Source organism: Teichococcus deserti, assembly GCF_001982615.1.
GTDB classification, from domain to species: domain Bacteria; phylum Pseudomonadota; class Alphaproteobacteria; order Acetobacterales; family Acetobacteraceae; genus Pseudoroseomonas; species Pseudoroseomonas deserti.
In genome coordinates this window covers 1-17,632 of the sequence record NZ_MLCO01000255.1, presented here as the reverse complement: position 1 = coordinate 17,632, position 17,632 = coordinate 1, and the positions used below count along the sequence as shown (strand labels likewise).

The window sequence follows — 17,632 nt, the reverse complement described above, 5'->3', positions numbered from 1 at the left end:
TCCAGCGGCCTCGCGGCTTGATCATGGGTTCGGCACGCGTGCCGAACCCATGATCAAGCCGCGAGGCCGCTGGATCAGGAAACCAATGCTGCGAATTGTCGATGGCGGGAATGGGGGGGCTTCCACCGACGAGCCTGGTGGCTTCCGGACTGGCTCCGAGACCTGATCGATAAGGCCTCAAGAGAACTTCTAATTTTCTGAAAAAATTGGCGGACCCGATACGATTCGAACGTACGACCTTTGCCTTCGGAGGGTAAAATGGTGCGTTTGTTGTGGGCTGATCTGGTTTGCTGTCGCTTGCTAGACCTATGAATTCCATCGATATCCGTTTGCGAAGCTTTGCGCGAGGTTGCGCCGATATGCGTCGCGCTGTTACCCCGGTGTTACCCCGCGGAGCCGGGGTAACAGCCGGAGCGCGAGGCCCAGGACGTGGCGGACAAGCGGAAGATCGGGCTGCGTGAGATCCGCGCCCTTCCCCAGAACACCGAGATTTTCGACGCTGGGCCAGGGGCTGTCCCAGGCTTCGGGGCCCGGCGGCGGGCGGGGGCGACCGTCTCCTACTTCGTCATGTTCCGGACTGCTGAGGGCCGGCAGCGGCGCCTGACCATCGGGCAGCATGGCGCTCCCTGGACCCCTGACCAGGCGCGGGAGAAGGCCTTGGCAATCCTGGCCGAGGTGAAGATCGAACAGCGCGACCCAGCAGCTGAGAAGCGCGAGCGGCGGGAGGCGGCCACCATCGCCGACCTCTGCGAGATGTACCTCGCCGACGCCGAAGCCGGCCGGCTGCTGACCCGCCGCGGCCAGTCGAAGAAATCCACCACCCTGGCGACCGACCGCAGCCGCATCAGCTCGCATGTGCTTCCGCTGCTTGGCCCTATGAAGCTATCAGCGCTGACGCGGGCGGACGTTGAGCGCTTCATGCACGCCGTGGCTGAAGGGCGGTCCCGCAAGCGGGAGAAGACTGGAAAGCCGCGAGGCCTGTCGAACGTCCGCGGCGGCAAGGGGAGCGCAGCACGCACGATTGGCATGCTGGGCGCCCTCTTCACCTACGCTGTCCGTAAAGGGCTTTGCGCAAGCAACCCGGTCACTGGCGTTGTCCGCTTCGCCGACAGCCAGCGCGAGCGCCGCCTCAGCGATCGGGAATATGCAGGCATCGGTGCTGGCCTGGCGGCATTGGCCGGACCAGCCCCCCGCGCCGAGGGGAAGGAGGGTAAGCAGCAGATCTGGCCCCCTGCCCTCTCGGCCATCCGCTTCCTGCTGGTTACCGGCTGGCGCTCCGGCGAAGTCATCGGTCTGCGGTGGAGCGAGGTGGATCTCGTCACCCGCACGGCCCGCCTGGCAGACACGAAGACCGGCCAGAGCATGCGACCGCTGTCCCATGCTGCCTGTGCCATCCTCAATGCCCAGCCTCGCGCTGACGCCGGCGACCTGGTGTTCCCCGCTTCCCGCGGTGCGGGGGTAATGTCCGGCTTCCCCAGCTACTTCGAGCGCGTCTGCGCTGCAGGCGGCGTTCCAAGCGATGTCACGCCGCATGTGCTACGGCATTCCTTCGCCAGCCTCGCCGCCGATGTCGGCTTCAGCGATGCCACCATTGGTCAGATGATCGGGCACAAGGGTGGCGGCATCACCCGGCGGTACATCCACCATGCGGATGCCGTCCTGCTCGCCGCTGCCGATCGGGTGGCGGAAGAGACTCTCACCCGCATCGGCAAGCAGCGCGTCGAAGGGGTGGTGGTCCCCTTCGCATCAGCCCCAGGCACCCCCTAGCTATACCCTTTCCCCTGGAGAGGGGGTCTCCAGACCGTCACACCGACACATCGTTGATATTGCTTAGAAATCGAAAATTCGTTCCGTCACACGAACACCGCTTGTGACGGGTCGAAATCGCGCGAAAACCCGCGGAAAAGCTGGGTTGTGACGGTGTGACGGAAAAATGCAGCAAGGCACGGCTTACCCTTAACCTGGTTGGGGGCGGCCCTTACCGAAGCGTGCCACGAGGGGGGATGTTCATAATCAGGCCCCCTTTTCAGCGGACATCTCGGATGCCGGTATTGGCAGCTCAGGAACATCTACGCCAAGCCATTGCCCAGGCAGAGGCGCTGCTATCGCTGCCGGTCTATCCCTGGATTGCTGCCCGTGACTTTCGCTTCGGCTTCGACGAGCGCCCGGAGAAAACACCCGCCAGCGCGCCACAGCTCCTTTAATCAGCCGCCGCCTCGTCGTTAGCGTCATGCGACACGATGGCATCGCCAGCCTTACGGATGATCTCGCGCTCTTCCTTGCGGCGCTTGATCTCCCGCAGCTTCTCGGCCTGCGCCTCGCTGTCCTTCTCGGCGGCGGCGGCCAGGAGGGCCGACTGGTTGTCGTCGAGGCCGACCTCTCGGGCGACGGCCTTGGCAGCGTCGGAGAGGCTGTCGACCTGAGCCGCGCGCCTTGCCGCGCGGTCGTCGACTCCGATCTCCCTCGCGGCAGCGCGTGCTCCGCCTTCGGGGCGGCCTGAAGCTTTTGCGGCAACTTGCCGCGAAACCTCTTCCTGCTTCTGCTCCGTCAGCCGCATCCACTCAGCGACATGCTCGGACCGCTCCAGGGCAGAAAGCTCCGCCCGGTGCAGGTTCTCGACGATCTCCCAGAGCTTGGCGTCGCGCTCGTCGCCTCCATAACCACAGCGGGGATGGTGCTGTAGCCGAGAGCGCGGCAAGCCTCGAGACGATGGTGGCCGGCGACCAGCAGCCAGCTGGCGTAATCCGACAGCGGAAACTTGGCCCGTTCCCGCATGACCTTGTCGAGGGGCCAGTTATGCGCCATCGCCAGGTGTCTGAAAGAGTTCGTCCAGCAGAGGCACCCGGAGACTGTTGCGCCCCATGTAGGGCGCGCCGTGTCCACCAACCGGGCGACCGCGCTGCATCTCCGCTGCGCGCGGCCGGCTGTGGCATTGGACGCAGCGCATCAGGTAAATCGCCGCCGGCAGAGGATACCAGTCGGGCAGGTTTTTCTGATCGGCCACTCCCTCCACCGGACGCACCTTCCGTCCGCAGTCGCAGGTGACCTGAACCCACCAGCCGCGCCAATCACCTATGCAGCCACCAGCAGGGGGCAAGGTGGTCGGCCGTTCATCGCTCGCCATGTCACCATCGTCCTCGATCTGCCCCCGCAGCGCCCCGAGGCACCCTAACCAGAGAGAACGAAAAGGGAACACGATTCTCCGCAGATTGCGTGCCTTAGAAGAAGGGCCACCACCAGGGGCTGGGCGCGGAATTGGGACTGCGATGATGGACATAGCCGCCGGCCACGTCGTCCAGGGCGGCATCTGACAACTGCTGGTCGGGCAGCTCAACGGCCTCGGCCTCGAGCTGGCGGATGATGATCTCGGCCTTCTCGGCCGCGGTGCGGTGCTGTTCCATGCCCAGAAGCTACGGTGGGCCGGTGGCCGTGGCTAACAGGCAGTATCTATTGGCGCGATAGACTGGCAGCGACGGTGCAAAAGCCCGCTCTCCAGGACGGGGGAGCGGTGGTGTCGCTGGTGCCGAAGGCTCGCAGCTGAATACTACTGCTCTGATCCCTCGACGGCCCGCGCTGCGGTTCTGACAATTGCCAGAACTTCTGGGCCGAACAGCTCCGCGGACGGGGGCACGACGCTGTCTGCAAGCTTAAAAACCTGCTCTGCGGTATCATCTGGGAGAGCGCCGGTATTTCGAAGGGCGCCAATAAGTACACCGCACAGCGCAGCCAAAGACGCGATCTGCTGCTGCTCTCTAGACCACTCGGTCATTTCGCTTCCTTGAACGGATGTTGTCACCATTACCGCGTTGGAGGCTGAGCCAGGCAGACTGCCCCTTTATGGCAGGCGACACTCCGGCCTCCAGCAGCCTCTTAACAATTGGTAAACCACACTGTTGTCTATTGGAAACGGTTTGTCGTGATGGGGTCCAAGTGGCGTTTTTAGACATATTCCGCGGGCGGCGCTTTAAGCGAGAAGCGGCAGAAGCTTCTGCTGCGGCAGAAGTGGAAGCGGAGAAAGCTGAGCAGCTTAGATCAGACCTTGAGCAAGCTCAGGCGGCTCTTGCCGTGGTCAAGGAAAAGCTAGGCGACGCTGCCGTGATGAGCGTTCTCGAGATCCAGGCCGCCGTTGACACGGCGCGTGCGGAAGCTGCACGCATCGAAGCAGAAGCTCAAACTCAGGCCGCAAAGTCTGCCTTACGCATTGCGCAGACCGAGGCTGAAATCCAAACCAAGGTTCGAGAGGCAACTGAAGCAGCGCGTGCCGCAGTTGAGAGAGCCGAATCTAAAGCACAGGCTCAGATCCGCGCTTTACGCGAGCTTGACGAGCAGATTGAAGCCCGAAAGGGCCAGATAATCGAAATGGATGATGCAATTTTATTGCAGGAGTCCGGCCTATTTGAGTCTAAGTATAACTTAACTTCAACGGCCGAATACAAGGCCCGTCTGGACGATATCCGCCGCAAACAATCCGCCATGATACGGGAACGTACAGCGTTCACGGCCGCGAACAACTGGGTCGTCAATGACAGCGCTGCAGAAGGGCGACGAATGATCAGGGAGTACTCCCGATTGATCATCCGAGCCTTCAACACCGAGTGCGAAGAGACGGTTGATCACGTCAAGGTTCATAACGCCGAATCAAGCCGCACTCGGATCCAGCGGTCTTACGAGGCAATGAATAAGCTAGGCGTGACTATGAAGATCAGGATTACCCCTGCCTTCCTCGAACTAAAACTTGAGGAGCTCCAGCTTGCGGTGGAATTTCAGTTGAAGCGGCAGGATGAGAAGGAAGCGCAACGGCAACTCCGCGAACAAGCCCGCGAGGAGGCCAAATTACAGAAGGAGATCGACGCCGCTCTGGAAGCCCTGGCGAAGGAAGAAAGGCATTTCCGCCGCGCACAGAAGGCGCTGGAAGCGCAGTTGGCCAAGGCCACTTCGACAAGTGAGATTGAAATGATCAACGCCGAATTGGCGTCGATCGCCCAAAATCTAGGCGAGGTTGAAGCGAAGCGGCAGGATGTCGACTATCGCGCGCAGCACGCTTCTGCTGGCTACGTGTACATTATATCCAACATCGGTGCTTTCGGTGAGGATGTATTCAAGATCGGCGTGACCAGGCGGCTGGAGCCGCTGGATCGCATCGACGAGTTAGGTGGAGCTTCTGTGCCCTTCGACTTTGATGTTCACGCACTAGTCTTCAGTGAAGATGCCTATGGCTTGGAAAATGACCTTCATAGGCATTTCGCCAGTCAGCGCTTGAACATGGTGAACGGTCGAAAGGAATTCTTCCGCGCTTCGCTGCCCGAGATTGAGGAAGTGCTGCGAAAGCATTTTGCGAAACCTGTGGAGTTCAATCACGCCGCTGAAGCATCCGCATATCGTCAGACGGTTCTCCTACGGCAAGCGGCGGATGCCGCCATGAAGATTCCCGCATAACGTTCCCGGAAGTTGTTGCTCAGCTCCAATTCCTCTGGAACGAGGCCGGAGGGTTCGGCGGCAGGCAATCTGACGCCAACCTCGCGCAGCGCTAAGCCGCTTATTCTTTGCCGGCCTTGCGTTCACCGCGGAAGTATCGGGTGCCCAAGCGCACGATGACCATCAGGAATAGCCCGACTGCAGTCGCAATCAGCGCCATCTTCCAAAGGCCTGCACCGCAGGCCATGCCGATTGCGCCGGTCAGTACGATGCTGCTCGCGCTGGTGAGGTTCCGGACCTCTTCGCGCCTAGCAAAGACCATCCCTGCTCCGATGAAACCCAGCGCCTGGAACAGCCCCTGAGCCACCCTCAGTGGGTCAGAATCACCCCCGCTCCTGATGACAGCCTCTCCAACCGAGATGGCGCACAGCATGAGCAGTGCGGCGCTCAGCGAGATAAGGGCATGTGTCCGGATCCCGGCATCGAAGCCCCGGCGCTCCCAGTCCAAGCCGAGGATCATGCCCAAGCCCGCGGCACCGCCAAGGCGAAGAAGCATGTCGTCGATGGAGGGATCGGCGATCATCGATTAGTCCTCGGCCACCTCGCGCCAGTCGGCAAACAGCCGCAGATGGATCAGGCCTCTTCAGCCGGCCAGAAGGCGAAGAGGACAGTTGCGAGAAGCGCTAGGAGGCCGAGCAGGACCCACGGCGACACCTCAGCACCCGACACTGCTGCCAGCCCTTCTAACCTCAAAATTAGTGACGATCAGAGGAAAAGGCATCAGGTGGTTCCGTGCTGAGGCCGCAACATTACACGGAGCGAGAAACGCGCTCAAGCCCGAGTCTCAGCAGCCAAATAAAAATGAAATTTCTCTGCAGTTCCAAAATAATTTGAGTGTTAACAACACCAAAGCCAGAACAATATTTTGTTGATATCAATGCTCCCCCGCTTTCTATAAGTTGTTCTGTATGAACCCAGAACATAGCGGCGCCTACGTCGATCGTCTTGCCAACGCGGCCAAGGCGAAGGTGGCAATGCTGGAGCGCTTCCGCAGCCGGCGGGGTGCAGATGACCCGGCTCTTTTGCAGCAGCAGGCCGAGCGCAAGGCCGTCAGTGACGCGCGTGACATCCGAGAAGCTGAGCGGCGGGTTGCCCGAGATGCTGAGGCGGCCAGGGTGATCGCCGAGAAGGCGGCCAAGAAGCAGGAGAAGGTCGCTCTTGCTGCAGCGCAGGCCGCTGAAGCTGCCGCAGCAGTTCGTCGGGCTGCTGCCCTGCCGGCCGAGCAGAAAGCAGCTCGGGATGCTCGCTATGCTGCTCGTAAGGCACGGCAGCGGTAAGCGATCCGCCGCAGCCAGATTCAGGCGTGGCAGGAGCAGTGGCTTAGCTACAAAGCACAGGGGCTTCTGTCATGAACTGGGCTATCCGTTATGATCTTGAAAGCATGCTCCGGAACGCAGCCAGGACGGCATTCGTGCACGGGCACAGCTTCGACGCTGTAGGCCGAGATGTCGCCGAAGGCTGGTTCATGGACCACTTCACAGACTATGCCTGCTGCCCCAGCGACGTCCTCGCTGAAATCCGGCAGGCCTTAGATAGCATCCCGGAAGGGCCACTGGGCAGCATATACGCTGACGCCTCCTGCGCTGAAGCTGTGCGCTGTGCGAGGCAGCAGATCATGGTGGAGATCAGGGGCTGATCTTCCTGACATGATCCGAAGAGGCTGAGGCCGCCTCGGCGACCTTCTGCAGTCCATTAAGCTTCGGACGCAGCGTCGATCGAAGGTTGGGCGGCAGCCCATCAATCGTCCGCTGAAGGACACTCAGCGCACCATCAGCACGCACGACACCCTTCGCAACAAGATCATCAACTTCCAAGACGAGCGCGTTCAGTGCGACAAGTACGGCCCGCTCTTCGTAGCTTGGGTCATCTTCAATCACGCGGCCTCCACGCTGCTCACTCAGCGCCTTCAGTTAAGCATTCTCGGCTCTTTCCCCCGAAGCTTCCACAAACGACAAGCTTCGTACCGGATCATGACCTGCGTTTCAGGCGGGAGCCCCTCGATCGCATAATCTAGGAGCTTGTGCGCAGATGATGCCGGCAAGCCAGCTTCATCGATCAAGCTCTCGATCGTTTCAGCCAGGGTGACAGCCAAATCATACATCAGCGTCGATTGGCTCAGATCAGGCTTATCGCACATGGTCTACGTGCCTTTGCAAAGCTGAAGGCACGACCACTGGAATGCGCAGCATGGAAGCTACTCAGCATTCCTTACTGGCAGAACATCCACCTGGTCACACAAATCTACCGCGCGATCAGGCCAAGCACGTCATCGACACCCTAACGCCTCGACGTAGCAACACCTTCAGATTCGAATCGCCCGAGAACCCGCGATCACTTGTCTGAGGTATCTTTGCTGCGGCGAAGTTCCTCCCTCACGTTCGCTTCCTTAACCTGCGCATCCTGCCTTTCCGGCATGGCATCCAGCGCATTGCCCATGGTCGCGGCGAAACCCGGATGGGCCTTCTGGCTGCTCAGCTGACTAGGCTGCCGCAGCCGCACGCCGGCGCCGCCGCCGTTTTCGGCGATGAACTCGACCCCGGCCCGTGCCAGCGCATCGACCACGCGTTCCATGGTGTCCAGCCGCCCTCGGACAGGTTCTGCTGCCCGAGCTTCCATGTTCCTGATGGTGTTGATGCTGACCCCGGAGGTCTCTGAGAGATCCTTCTGCTCAAGGCCGGCCAGCGCGCGGGCAGCCCGAAGTTGGTTCCCAGAAACAGCCATATGGTTTTCACACCCAAAATATGCTTGACGCTGGCCTAAAGTACCACTTAGATGGGTATCAGCACCAGAAGATTGAGTGTGGGAACTAGGATTCCGCAGCAGTCAGCTTGTGTGCTCAGAGCGGCCGAGCTCGGTGTTTGCACCACCCAGCCCGGCCTCACCACAACCCTGACGCTGGAGCATCAGGCCATGGCTACTGCTGCGCATAACGCGCCACCCCTTCGCTCGTCCAGAAGACGGGCCACCGCCGGCGCTGAGGCCGGATCGCCTGACATCGCGGCGGCGCCGAAGTCGAAGCCGAGAAGAAGAGTGAAAGATGCGCGGCCGTCGGCGATGCCGCCTGCCGGTGTCCCGGAAAGAGGAGAGGCCGCAGCCCTTCGAATGGGTGCGGCGGAAGCGGTTCTGATCGTCGACGCCCTTTGGCAGAAGCACCATGCTCTGGTCGACGCTGAGGATGCTGCACGTCGGGCAGGCCTGATATCGGATGCCGTGGTTCATCGGAACAACTCCGATCGGGTCTTCAAACAGATCTGTGCCATCGAGGAGTTGGGGGCCAGCAGCATCCCCGAGACTGCGATCGACGCGACTGCTCACATCCTGCTGCTGCGCGACATGCTCGACAATCTGGGCGGCGAGCATCTGACCCACGCCGGCGAGAGAAGAATCGGCTTCATCCTGGCGCACATGGTCTGGGCTCTGAAGACGCTGTCGGAGGCGCATGGTCTGCCGCTCGCCAGGATGGCGGGGACCTACTTCAACGCGGAAGAACAGCGAATCGTCCGCGGCGAGGTGTCGGCATGAGCACCCCCACCCTCAACGAGGCCCTGAACGAGATCGACTACGTTCTCGGCCGGCTCGAGCAGGGCTCCGAGCTTCTGCGGAGCATCCTGGTGGACGCTCCCGACGCGGCCGAGGATGGCCTGCGCTATCTGGTCGAGGCCCAGGATCTGTTCCGGGTCGAGGCGGTCAAGGCCATGGAGCAGGTGTGGGCAGCTGTCCGCGCCGAAGCTGGGAGGGCGCAGGCATGACCCGCCCGTTCCGCGCCCCGGGCGAGCCTCTCCCCACCAAGCCCGCCGAGACGATCAAGGTCGTCGTCACACGGCGAGAGGCTGCTCGCGCCTACCTGCGCGCCGGCCACCTTCCGCCCCTCTCGCTGCTTAGCCTGGCCTGGTTCAGCTGGACGCTCGCCAGCGCCGCCGCCGGCCTGCTGATCGGGCTGCTGCTGGAGGGCACCGCGCTATGAAGCGAGCCATCTCCCGCCGCTCACTGCCGATGGTCGCTGTCTCGGCCGGCATTGCCATCCCCGTCCTGATGGAAGGATCGGCCCTCGACGCCGAGCTCCTCAGCCTGCTCGCCGAAGCGGAGCGGCTTTGGCACGCCGACGGCTGGGCACCCGCTGGCCAAACCCTCGCCGAACTGCTTGCGCCGCGGCCCTGGGAAGCCGTCCTGTGCCGTGCCGCCAAGATCCCGGCAACGACACCTGCAGGTCTCCGCGCGAAGGCTCGAGCGGTGACTATGCTGCTCACCCTGCCGAGCGGCGAAGTGCCGCAGTGGGCCGGGCCCTGCGAGCACCTAATGCTCGGACTGCAGCGCGATCTCGATCGGCTGGAGCCGAGCGCATGAGCCGCCACGTCCTTCCTGCCAGCCACCGCTGCCTATGGTGCCAGCGCAGCTTCGACACCGTGGCCGAGCGGGCGACGCATGAGCATCTGCTGCACTCCGGCAACCTGGCGCGAAGCCAGGAGGCCGAGGCGGCGGCCAAGCTGCAACATCTGCACCAGGACCGCCGGCTGATCGAGCTCGGCGGGCCAGTGCCGGAGACCCCCGCGGACCTCGGGCGCCAGCTCGCCACCCGGATGAGGGGCCTCGACACCCCATCCTTCTGGCGTGAGGCCGACCTAGTCCTCGACGCCATGCGCGACCTCATGCTCGAGGGCGGGCAGCAGGCACCGGCGGCCTATGCCGTCTGCCGCGATATCCGGCTGGCGGCGAGAAGAGAGTGGGACCGGCTCGACGGGCAGGAGCGCCCGGCCAATGAGCCCTGACCGATTCCCCATTGCTTGGCTTTCGGCGCGAGGGTTACCCCTTGCGCCGCGCTTGGCCTGGCCGATCATGGGGCCGCCAGATCGCGAAGGAGCGTCAGATGGAACCGTTGCACCAGGCGCGTGTGGCACCGCACGACGGTTTTGCACCCATGCGACGGGAAGAAGCGGCCAGTATCCTCACCGCCGCGGCTGGGAGAACTCTTGCTGTCCAGGGCGATCCCGCCCGGGTCGAAGCCGTACTGCGGTCGGTGAAGTCCCTCATCGGGCAGATCGTCTTCGCCTCCCAGGAAACCGACCAACTGTCGCGCAAGGATGCGCGCCAGATCTTCGACGCCTATCAGAAGCTGGCCCGCCTAATGGCGGAAGTGCCTGCGCTTTGTACTGCGGCGCCGCCGAACCTTCCCTCGCACTGGCGCGACAGCATGGAGAAGTGGGCAACCCATGCCTGTGCTCCCGCACAGGCTGGGGCGCCCGTCGATTGGTTGGCCCAATTCGCCTACCCGAAGATTCTGGGATTGTATGTGGCTGCCTTCGGGAAGGAGCCAGGCGTGACCATGGACGGGCCAGCTGTTCGACTGGTCTCTGCCGTATTCGATCATGCCTTGCGCCTGGCCAAGCAGAATCCGTCCGGCATTCCCGACGTCGACAAGCGTTCCGGCGAGGCTCTTCGGGCTCGCGCCGGCGCCACTTGGCTGAAGGCCGTTGCCAGTACTACGCCCGATCCCCTCTGGGCCGAGGACATGATCCTGCGGCACGCGGAGAACCTCGAGCGCTACCTGCCGTGGCTTCCGGGAGAAGAAATCAGCTAGTTCTTTCCGAATGCAACCAGTGGAGAAGATCGCCGGATCTCTCTTCATTGTTGCGTTCTGACGCAAGCGTTTGTTCGCGACCATTCTCGCAACATCTCAATTGCGAGGTGTTGCGCTGATGCACATTCTTCCCGATCGCCCTGATGCGCTGCTGACCCGCGAAGCTGTGGCCGGCGCGCTGACCGCCGCCGGCTATCCCGTGTCGCCGCGGACGCTCGCCACCAAGGCCACGCGCGGCGGTGGGCCGCCGTACAGCCTGTTCTCCGCCCGCGCGCTGTATCGCTGGGAAGACGCGCTCTCCTGGGCCCGCAGCTGCACCAGCGCCCCGCGCCGGAGCACGTCCGAGGTTGACGCGCGCCACGCTGCCTAAAAGCAAAACCCCGCCACGGTCCAAAGGACCTGACGGGGCTGCGAGAGGATACGCGTACTCAGCGGGCACTACCTGACACCCGCAATTTAGTCCGTCCCTCGCCGCTTTGCCAGTCCTTCCGTGGCCATCCCTAAAGGGGCAGGTCATGAAATCTTCTGTCAATTACGCGCGCCAGTCCGATCCGGACTTCAATCGCCAGTTCGCGCGCCGCTGGTCCGAGCCGACCAAGCCCGTCGCGCGCCCGCGTGCCGAGGCGATCAAGCTGATCGAGATCCCGCTCGCCGCCGGCGCCGATGGCAGCCCGCGCGCGGCGCTGCTCGTCCCGCCGATGCCGGCCGCTCTGGACCGCCGCCCGGTGCGCAGGATCTTCGACAGCATCGGTGATGCCATCGCCGCTAAGCGCATGCTGGAGGCAGCCCGATGAGCCGCCGCCACGTGGCAGACGCCGTGGCTGGCACCAGCGCGCAGCTCTCCGAGCTGATCATGCGCTCGCAGCAAGTGGGGGAGGGATTCCGTATCCCGCTCCTGCGCGCCGCGGCGGATGGCAGCCTGGCGCTGGTGATCACCGCCCGCGGCGGCATCATCCCCTCGCGGATCCTCAACAACACGCGCCCGACCGCCATTGTCCTCGCTGACGACACGCCGGCAGCGATTGGCCCGCAGGCATGGCCACAGGCTCAGCGCCTGCTGCGCTGGGCGAAGCATGTCGTCCTGCACGCGACGGGCGGGAAGCCAGAGCACTACGCGCTGATCGCCGCCGCCGCCCTTGCTCAGGGGCGGGCGCTGGTGATCGAGATGGAAGCGCGCCGTCACCCGGCGTGGCTCGCCGAGGTGGGCCGGCATCTCCCCCGCCTGCGCGTCCTGTCGATCATGCCGCCCAACGGTGGCTCGCATCCTGTTGCCGGCCTGCCGGCTGGGGAGGTGCTCCAGTGACCGCCGACACCATCACCGTCATCACCTCCTATGGCCCGCGCCTGGCCAAGCGCGTGCGCGCCGACGGCGTGGTCGAGGGCTACGACTCGGCCAAGCACTACGACCTGCACAGCGAGCCGCTGACCGGCATGGGCGACTTGCTGCAGCTGCTGGGCAAGCTGCTCAGCCGCCCCTGCTGTGCCGTGGTGCGCGGCGCCATCGCTGACCCCGCCCGGACGCAGCATGTGCGTCGCCTGGTGCACACCGATCCCGAGACCGGCGAGCTGCCGACGCTGCGCGACGTGCCGCGGCGCTGGCTGGCGCTGGACCTCGACGGCGTGCCGCTGCCGGAGGGGATCGACCGCACCGACCTGCTGGCCTGCGCTGCGGCCGTCCTGCCCATGCTGCCGCAGCCGCTGCAGCAGGCGGACCTGGTGGTGCAGGCCACGGGCAGCCACGGCCTCAAGCCTGGTGCGCGCCTCCGGCTCTGGGGCTGGTGCGACCGCCCGCTCTCCGGCGCCGAGGGCCAGCGCTGGTTCCGCGGGCTGCCGGTCGACGCCTCGCTGTTCCGGCCGGCCCAGGTGAACTACACCGCCGCGCCCGTCTTCGCCGATGGCGCGCAAGATCCGCTCGACGGTCGCCTTGCCTGGCTGCGGGGCGAGCACCGCTATATCGCGGCGCCCTCGGCCAGCGAGCTGGCACCGCCGCCGAAGCCGCCGGTCGACCAGTACCGCGCTGCCGCCGTCACCAGCACGGGGAACGGCAGCCGCTACGCCATGGCGGCGCTCGCCAAGGCCTGCAGTCTGATCCGGCAGCAGTCCGAAGGCACCCGCCACCCGACCGCCGTCGCCGAAGCTTGGGGCCTGGCTCGCTTGGTCCGGGCGAAGCTGCTGACCAAGGATGAGGTGGTCCGCGCCATCGGCCTGGCGCTGCTCGACGTGGGCAAGCCTGAGGCCGAGGGGAAGGCCATCGCGGAATGGGCCATCGCCCAGCGCACCGACACCGGCACCTTGCCGGCGGGGGTGTCGGCATGACGGAGGACAACACCACCAACCGAGACCGCGCGGCCGAAGCCAACGAGATCGCGCGCCTCGCTGCCCTGGATCCACTGGACTACGACCGCGAGCGCCAGGCCGCGGCCGATCGGCTCGGGTGTCGCGTCAGCACCCTGGACGAGATGGTCCGCGGTGTGCGGCCGGCGGAGGACGCTGCAACCGGGCGAGGTGTCGCGCTGGCCGTGGTCGAGCCCTGGCCCGAGCCTGTCGAAACCGAAGCCCTGCTCTCGGCGCTCTCGGCGGCCATCCGTGCCCACGTCATCCTGCCGATGGCCATGGCCGATGCTGTGGCGCTCTGGTGCGCACACAGCTGGGTCTACAGCCGGTTCCAGCACACGCCGCGCCTCAGCGTCACCAGCCCGGCTAAGCGCTGCGGAAAGAGCACGTTGCTGGACATCCTGCGGGCGCTCTGCTGCCGCCCGCTGAAGGCCGACAGCATTTCCGCATCGGGCGTGTTCCGCACCGTCGAGGCCCTGTCGCCGCTGACGTTGCTAATCGATGAAGCCGACAGCTTTCTCGGCGAGAACGAGGAACTGCGCGGCATTCTCAACAGCGGCTTCGAGGCCAGCGGTCAGGTCATCCGCGTTGTCGAGGTGAAGGACGAGCATCAGCCGATCTGCTTCGCCACCTTCGCCCCGGTCGCCCTGGCTGGCATTGGCGAGTTGCCCGGCACCCTCGAGGACCGCGCGCTGCCGATCGTGCTGCAGCGCAAGGCCGCCAGCGAAACCGTCACCCGCCTGCGCAGCCCCGGCGCCCGCGGCCGCCTGCACGACTTGGCTCGTAAGCTGGTGCGGTGGGCGCAGGACCGCGGCCCGCATCTGAATGCCGATCCCGCCATACCGGAGGAGCTCGGCGACCGCGAGGCCGACGTCAGCGTACCGCTCGTCAGCATCGCCGACGATGCCGGCCCCGTTTGGGCGGCGCGCGGCCGGAAGGCGCTGCGCGAGGTGTTCGGCCGGCGCGCGAAGGAGGAAGGCACCCTCGAGGCCGGCGCCCTCCTGCTCGCCGACATCAAGGCGACGTTCGCCGCGACGCGCACCGACCGCCTGGCCAGCGACGACCTCTGCCGGGCCCTGGCCGACATGGAGGACCGTCCCTGGCCTGAGTGGAAGAACGGCAAGCCCATGTCCGCGCCGCAACTTGCGCGTGCATTGAAGCCGTTCGGGCCACGGCCGGGCACCATCCGTCTGGCAGCCGGCGCGACCGCCAAGGGCTATTACGCGGACGCCTTCAAGCTCGCTTGGGAGCGCTATTTGCCGCCCGAAACGGCCAAGGCCGACGAAACCGTCACAGCAAACCGTCACACCGACACAACCGAGGAAAACTGCGGGTTTGCGGCCGAAAATGACCCGTCACATGGCAAAACCTGTGACGGATTGAAATCGGGAAATCCCCAGCAAAAACAGTCTTGTGACGGTGTGACGGCTCAGAACCCCCCTCACAGGGGGAAAGGGTATCCCCAGAGTGGCAACGGGGTGTGGGAGGGGACGCTTTGACCCCCTCCGACCTTCTCAACCTTTGCGCGCAGTCTGGCATCACCCTCTGGCTCCAGGATGGTCGCGTGAAGCTGCAGGCAGAGGCGCCCCCGCCGGCTGACCTGCTGCAAGAACTGCGCACCCGCCGGGCCGAGATCACCGCCTTCCTGGAGCACTGCGACGCGGTCGACGCCGCCGAGGCCGAAGCAATCCGGGAGCACTTCGCCGCTCCGAGTGGCCCAGGGCCGCCGTCATCCGATCCGCTCAAGGACGGCCTGCGGAAGGGCTTCTGGGCCCACCGACACATCCACCGGAATTAGGGAATCACCATGGCCATCGACACCACAGACATGCCGGTGCTGCTGCAGATGAGGCCCGTCCACATGGCGGGCTCTGGCGGCACCTCCACCTTCCACGGAACCCGAATGGTCGAAAGCGAAAGCGCGCTGGTCCAGGAGATCCGCCACCAGATCACCGCCGGCGCAGGCTTCCGCGAACCCCTGCTCATGTTCGCCGCATCCCGCCGCCGGACGGTGGGGCTGCTCAAGGCAGGCGCCGACTTCCCGCTCCACAAGATCAGCCTCTTCGCGAATGTCTGCCTGGTGCTGCCTGGTGCGGATGGTCCGGTTGCCTGGGGGCAGCTCCCCCAGCTCCTCCGCTGGGCTCATCGCGTCGTCCTGTACGACCGCAAGCCTGATCCCGAGCACTACCGCCAGTTCGCCGAGATCACCGGCAGGGTGAGCAAGCTCTTGCTGATCGAGACCACGCCGCGCCACCGCGCCGACTGGCTGGCCGCCGCCGCCGGCCACACCGCCGAACCCGTCAACGAGCTCGGCCCTCTGCCGGCGCAGCTGATCGCTGCCGCCGTCCCCGCCATCGCCTGACACACAAACGGAGAAGACCCATGGAACTGAGCAAGATTCTCGGCCTGCGCCCGAAGCTGCAGAACGCCGAGTCCATCGCCGCCGCCATCAGCCAGGCCGAGGCCTTGCAGGCACAGGCCATCAGCCGCGAAGCCGAACTGAAGGCCAGCCGTGGCGCGCTGCTGATCAGCGGCAACGCCAAGGAGGTTGAGGCCGGCGAGCGCGAGCTGGCCGAGGTTCGCGCCGAGGCGGAGCGGCTGGGCGTGATGGTCGAGGCTCTGAAGCCGAAGCTGCTGCAAGCACAGAAGGAGGAGAAGTCCGCCGCCTTCAGAAAAAAACTGGCCGAAGCTGACAGGCTTGCAGCTGAGTTCGTGGAGCTGTGGACGACGCGTTATCCCGGGCTGGAAGCTGAAATCCAAGCTATGCGCACCAAAGCGCGAGAGACGAACGAAATGCTGCGAGACCTCTCGGAAGAATTTAACGCGAGTATGGATCTCCAGATTGAGCATGGCGACATCGGGAAGAAGCTGATGCCCTGCTTCCAGCGCTTGGATCCGAACAAGTACAGCCCCGTCTGGCAGTAACCGGATCAATGTGGGGCCTGTTCGAAGGCACAGGTCCCACACCGCTTGCTTAAGGACGAACACGCCACATCGAAGGCGCTCAACCCGATGAACCAATCAGTCACGGCAATCCAGATGGAGCTCGACACGGTGCGCCGCGCCGAAAGCAGCCATCGCCAGTTCCTCGACAACCCGCCCGCTTGGACCCCCGCGAAGAAGATGCGCGCCCATCGGGAAGCACTGAGAGAACTCGGGGAGAGGCGGGTTGAACTGTCACGCAGCCTGGCGGCGGCCGGGCGGCAGGAACATGGCAGGTAGGCGTCGAGCCTGCCTGTCTCACCCACCCAATTGCATGACGAAAAGGGGCACCAGATGCCGACCGAAAGTGTGCCGGGCGATGGCTCGGTGAAGGCTATCTACGCAGTCCTCCAGGCCATCAGCGCTGAGCGATTTAGGTTCGGGAAGATCAGGGCCGAGGCGGTCTTGGCCGGCGATCAGAGGCAGCTGGACCGCTGCAACAAGGTGGAAAAAGGAATGACCGCGGCCGTCCCCACTTTGCTCTCCCAACTTATGGCAGCGCTCCAGCGGGAGCACCCCTCTCGATGAGCACGACCATGGAAGCCCTGGCGCCTGAGCCGCTGGACATCGATGAGGGCCATACTGAGGTGGCCAGTGTCGAAGGCATTGCCGCGCTGCATGAGGCTGATCAGAGCGGCAGCCGGGCGCTGCTGTGCTTCGCGAGCCATGACGTGATCCGCCGCTCTCGGGTTGGTCGACCCTTCCGGCTGTCCATGGAAGGCGGCGACCTGTCGCTACTGAACAGCGGGCGTGCGCCGCTGCTGGCGAACCACGAACACCACCTCGACGCCATCCTCGGGGTGGTGGAGATGGCGTGGATTGATGCCTCTCTTGGCAGCGCTTTCGCCATCGCCCGGTTTGCTCCTACGCGGCGCGGCCTGGACGCGCAGGCGATGGTCGGTGCTGGCGTGCTGAACAATTGCTCGATGGGCTTCACGATGAGCGCGGATGACGGAGAGGACCCGGCGTCGGTTCAGGCCATCCCGTGGTGGCGGCCATACGAGATCACCCTCTGCGCGTTGCCAGCCAATTGGCATGGGCATGTGAAGGCCGCAGCGCCCAAGACGCTCGATCGCTTGGCCGCCGAGGAAAGCGCCAGGAAAGCCAAGGCCATGCGAGATGCCATCGCTGCCGACCGCCTGCGGGATGCTCAGGACATCGGCAGGGCCGTGGCCCCCGACCTGGCCCAGCGCCTCGGCATCGAACCGGGGGTGGCTGGGGCGGCCCTGGAGGCGGCTATCGGGGCGCACCCCGGCAGGTGACCCC

General features: G+C 64.6%; 25 protein-coding genes. 19 read left to right on the top strand and 6 right to left on the bottom strand.

What is annotated here, in order from left to right; translation table 11 throughout:
• Nucleotides 1–429 precede the first annotated feature (429 nt).
• Nucleotides 430–1,767, top strand: a complete 1,338-nt coding sequence (locus tag BKE38_RS22800) for a tyrosine-type recombinase/integrase (protein ID WP_076959531.1) — start codon at nt 430–432, stop codon at nt 1,765–1,767.
• Between the two features lie 433 nt (nt 1,768–2,200).
• Here BKE38_RS22800 and BKE38_RS22795 read toward each other — a convergent pair whose 3' ends face one another.
• Together BKE38_RS22795 and BKE38_RS22785 are read right to left on the bottom strand one after the other, a co-directional pair.
• A complete protein-coding gene (locus BKE38_RS22795) occupies nt 2,201–2,557 on the bottom strand; it encodes a hypothetical protein (RefSeq protein WP_076959530.1) in 357 nt (118 codons plus the stop codon).
• 661 nt (nt 2,558–3,218) lie between these two features.
• A complete protein-coding gene (locus tag BKE38_RS22785; protein WP_076959528.1) occupies nt 3,219–3,401 on the bottom strand; it encodes a hypothetical protein in 183 nt (60 codons plus the stop codon).
• Nucleotides 3,402–3,837: 436 nt separating this feature from the next.
• Between BKE38_RS22785 and BKE38_RS22780 the strand changes: the two genes are divergently transcribed.
• Nucleotides 3,838–5,436, top strand: coding sequence for an SNIPE associated domain-containing protein (locus tag BKE38_RS22780; RefSeq protein ID WP_165694262.1), 1,599 nt, complete (start codon nt 3,838–3,840; stop codon nt 5,434–5,436).
• Between the two features lie 100 nt (nt 5,437–5,536).
• On the opposite strand, the gene BKE38_RS22775 is transcribed toward BKE38_RS22780, so the two are convergent.
• Nucleotides 5,537–5,998 (bottom strand): MgtC/SapB family protein, encoded by a 462-nt coding sequence (locus BKE38_RS22775; RefSeq protein ID WP_076959526.1) that lies wholly within the window; start codon nt 5,996–5,998, stop codon nt 5,537–5,539.
• Between the two features lie 385 nt (nt 5,999–6,383).
• On the opposite strand from BKE38_RS22775, the gene BKE38_RS22770 reads away from it, so the two are divergent.
• Nucleotides 6,384–6,752 carry a DUF6481 family protein gene (locus tag BKE38_RS22770; protein ID WP_076959525.1) on the top strand — a complete coding sequence of 123 codons (369 nt, stop codon included), beginning with the start codon at nt 6,384–6,386 and terminating at the stop codon, nt 6,750–6,752.
• A gap of 348 nt (nt 6,753–7,100) precedes the next feature.
• On the opposite strand, the gene BKE38_RS31625 is transcribed toward BKE38_RS22770, so the two are convergent.
• The 3 genes from BKE38_RS31625 to BKE38_RS33860 form a co-directional block, all read right to left on the bottom strand.
• A complete protein-coding gene (locus BKE38_RS31625; protein WP_131829695.1) occupies nt 7,101–7,352 on the bottom strand; it encodes a hypothetical protein in 252 nt (83 codons plus the stop codon).
• A 29-nt stretch (nt 7,353–7,381) separates the two neighbouring features.
• A complete protein-coding gene (locus tag BKE38_RS31620) occupies nt 7,382–7,612 on the bottom strand; it encodes a hypothetical protein (protein ID WP_131829694.1) in 231 nt (76 codons plus the stop codon).
• Between the two features lie 194 nt (nt 7,613–7,806).
• Entirely contained in the window at nt 7,807–8,046 is a 240-nt protein-coding gene (locus tag BKE38_RS33860; RefSeq protein WP_242662547.1) for a hypothetical protein, read from the bottom strand.
• A gap of 201 nt (nt 8,047–8,247) precedes the next feature.
• Between BKE38_RS33860 and BKE38_RS31610 the strand changes: the two genes are divergently transcribed.
• The 16 genes from BKE38_RS31610 (at nt 8,248) to BKE38_RS22680 (ending at nt 17,628) form a co-directional block, all read left to right on the top strand.
• Nucleotides 8,248–8,997, top strand: coding sequence for a hypothetical protein (locus BKE38_RS31610; protein WP_131829693.1), 750 nt, complete (start codon nt 8,248–8,250; stop codon nt 8,995–8,997).
• The gene (locus BKE38_RS22750) at nt 8,994–9,224 is read left to right on the top strand and encodes a hypothetical protein (protein ID WP_076959521.1); all 231 of its coding nucleotides are present in this window, start codon (nt 8,994–8,996) and stop codon (nt 9,222–9,224) included. Before BKE38_RS31610 ends, BKE38_RS22750 begins: the two co-directional genes overlap by 4 nt.
• On the top strand, nt 9,221–9,439 hold the full coding sequence (locus BKE38_RS22745) for a hypothetical protein (RefSeq protein WP_076959520.1): 219 nt from the start codon (nt 9,221–9,223) through the stop codon (nt 9,437–9,439). The genes BKE38_RS22750 and BKE38_RS22745 overlap by 4 nt, the downstream gene beginning before the upstream one ends.
• Nucleotides 9,436–9,819, top strand: a complete 384-nt coding sequence (locus tag BKE38_RS22740) for a hypothetical protein (protein ID WP_076959519.1) — start codon at nt 9,436–9,438, stop codon at nt 9,817–9,819. The genes BKE38_RS22745 and BKE38_RS22740 overlap by 4 nt, the downstream gene beginning before the upstream one ends.
• Nucleotides 9,816–10,241, top strand: a complete 426-nt coding sequence (locus BKE38_RS22735; RefSeq protein WP_076959518.1) for a hypothetical protein — start codon at nt 9,816–9,818, stop codon at nt 10,239–10,241. The genes BKE38_RS22740 and BKE38_RS22735 overlap by 4 nt, the downstream gene beginning before the upstream one ends.
• A 98-nt stretch (nt 10,242–10,339) precedes the next feature.
• Entirely contained in the window at nt 10,340–11,050 is a 711-nt protein-coding gene (locus BKE38_RS22730; RefSeq protein ID WP_076959517.1) for a hypothetical protein, read from the top strand.
• Between the two features lie 118 nt (nt 11,051–11,168).
• A complete protein-coding gene (locus tag BKE38_RS22725) occupies nt 11,169–11,420 on the top strand; it encodes a hypothetical protein (protein WP_076959516.1) in 252 nt (83 codons plus the stop codon).
• A gap of 145 nt (nt 11,421–11,565) precedes the next feature.
• Nucleotides 11,566–11,844, top strand: a complete 279-nt coding sequence (locus BKE38_RS22720; protein WP_076959515.1) for a hypothetical protein — start codon at nt 11,566–11,568, stop codon at nt 11,842–11,844.
• Nucleotides 11,841–12,353, top strand: a complete 513-nt coding sequence (locus tag BKE38_RS22715) for a hypothetical protein (protein WP_076959514.1) — start codon at nt 11,841–11,843, stop codon at nt 12,351–12,353. Before BKE38_RS22720 ends, BKE38_RS22715 begins: the two co-directional genes overlap by 4 nt.
• Nucleotides 12,350–13,366, top strand: a complete 1,017-nt coding sequence (locus tag BKE38_RS22710; RefSeq protein ID WP_076959513.1) for a hypothetical protein — start codon at nt 12,350–12,352, stop codon at nt 13,364–13,366. Before BKE38_RS22715 ends, BKE38_RS22710 begins: the two co-directional genes overlap by 4 nt.
• Nucleotides 13,363–14,883: a DUF3631 domain-containing protein gene (locus BKE38_RS22705; protein ID WP_165694261.1), complete on the top strand. Its 1,521-nt coding sequence runs from the start codon at nt 13,363–13,365 to the stop codon at nt 14,881–14,883. The genes BKE38_RS22710 and BKE38_RS22705 overlap by 4 nt, the downstream gene beginning before the upstream one ends.
• A complete protein-coding gene (locus BKE38_RS22700; RefSeq protein WP_131829692.1) occupies nt 14,880–15,182 on the top strand; it encodes a TubC N-terminal docking domain-related protein in 303 nt (100 codons plus the stop codon). The genes BKE38_RS22705 and BKE38_RS22700 overlap by 4 nt, the downstream gene beginning before the upstream one ends.
• 9 nt (nt 15,183–15,191) lie before the next feature.
• Nucleotides 15,192–15,746 carry a hypothetical protein gene (locus tag BKE38_RS22695; RefSeq protein WP_076959510.1) on the top strand — a complete coding sequence of 185 codons (555 nt, stop codon included), beginning with the start codon at nt 15,192–15,194 and terminating at the stop codon, nt 15,744–15,746.
• 20 nt (nt 15,747–15,766) lie between these two features.
• The gene (locus tag BKE38_RS22690) at nt 15,767–16,309 is read left to right on the top strand and encodes a hypothetical protein (protein WP_076959509.1); all 543 of its coding nucleotides are present in this window, start codon (nt 15,767–15,769) and stop codon (nt 16,307–16,309) included.
• An 87-nt stretch (nt 16,310–16,396) separates the two neighbouring features.
• A complete protein-coding gene (locus tag BKE38_RS31605; RefSeq protein ID WP_207553645.1) occupies nt 16,397–16,606 on the top strand; it encodes a hypothetical protein in 210 nt (69 codons plus the stop codon).
• 284 nt (nt 16,607–16,890) lie between these two features.
• Nucleotides 16,891–17,628, top strand: a complete 738-nt coding sequence (locus BKE38_RS22680) for an HK97 family phage prohead protease (RefSeq protein ID WP_076959507.1) — start codon at nt 16,891–16,893, stop codon at nt 17,626–17,628.
• Nucleotides 17,629–17,632: the final 4 nt, after the last annotated feature.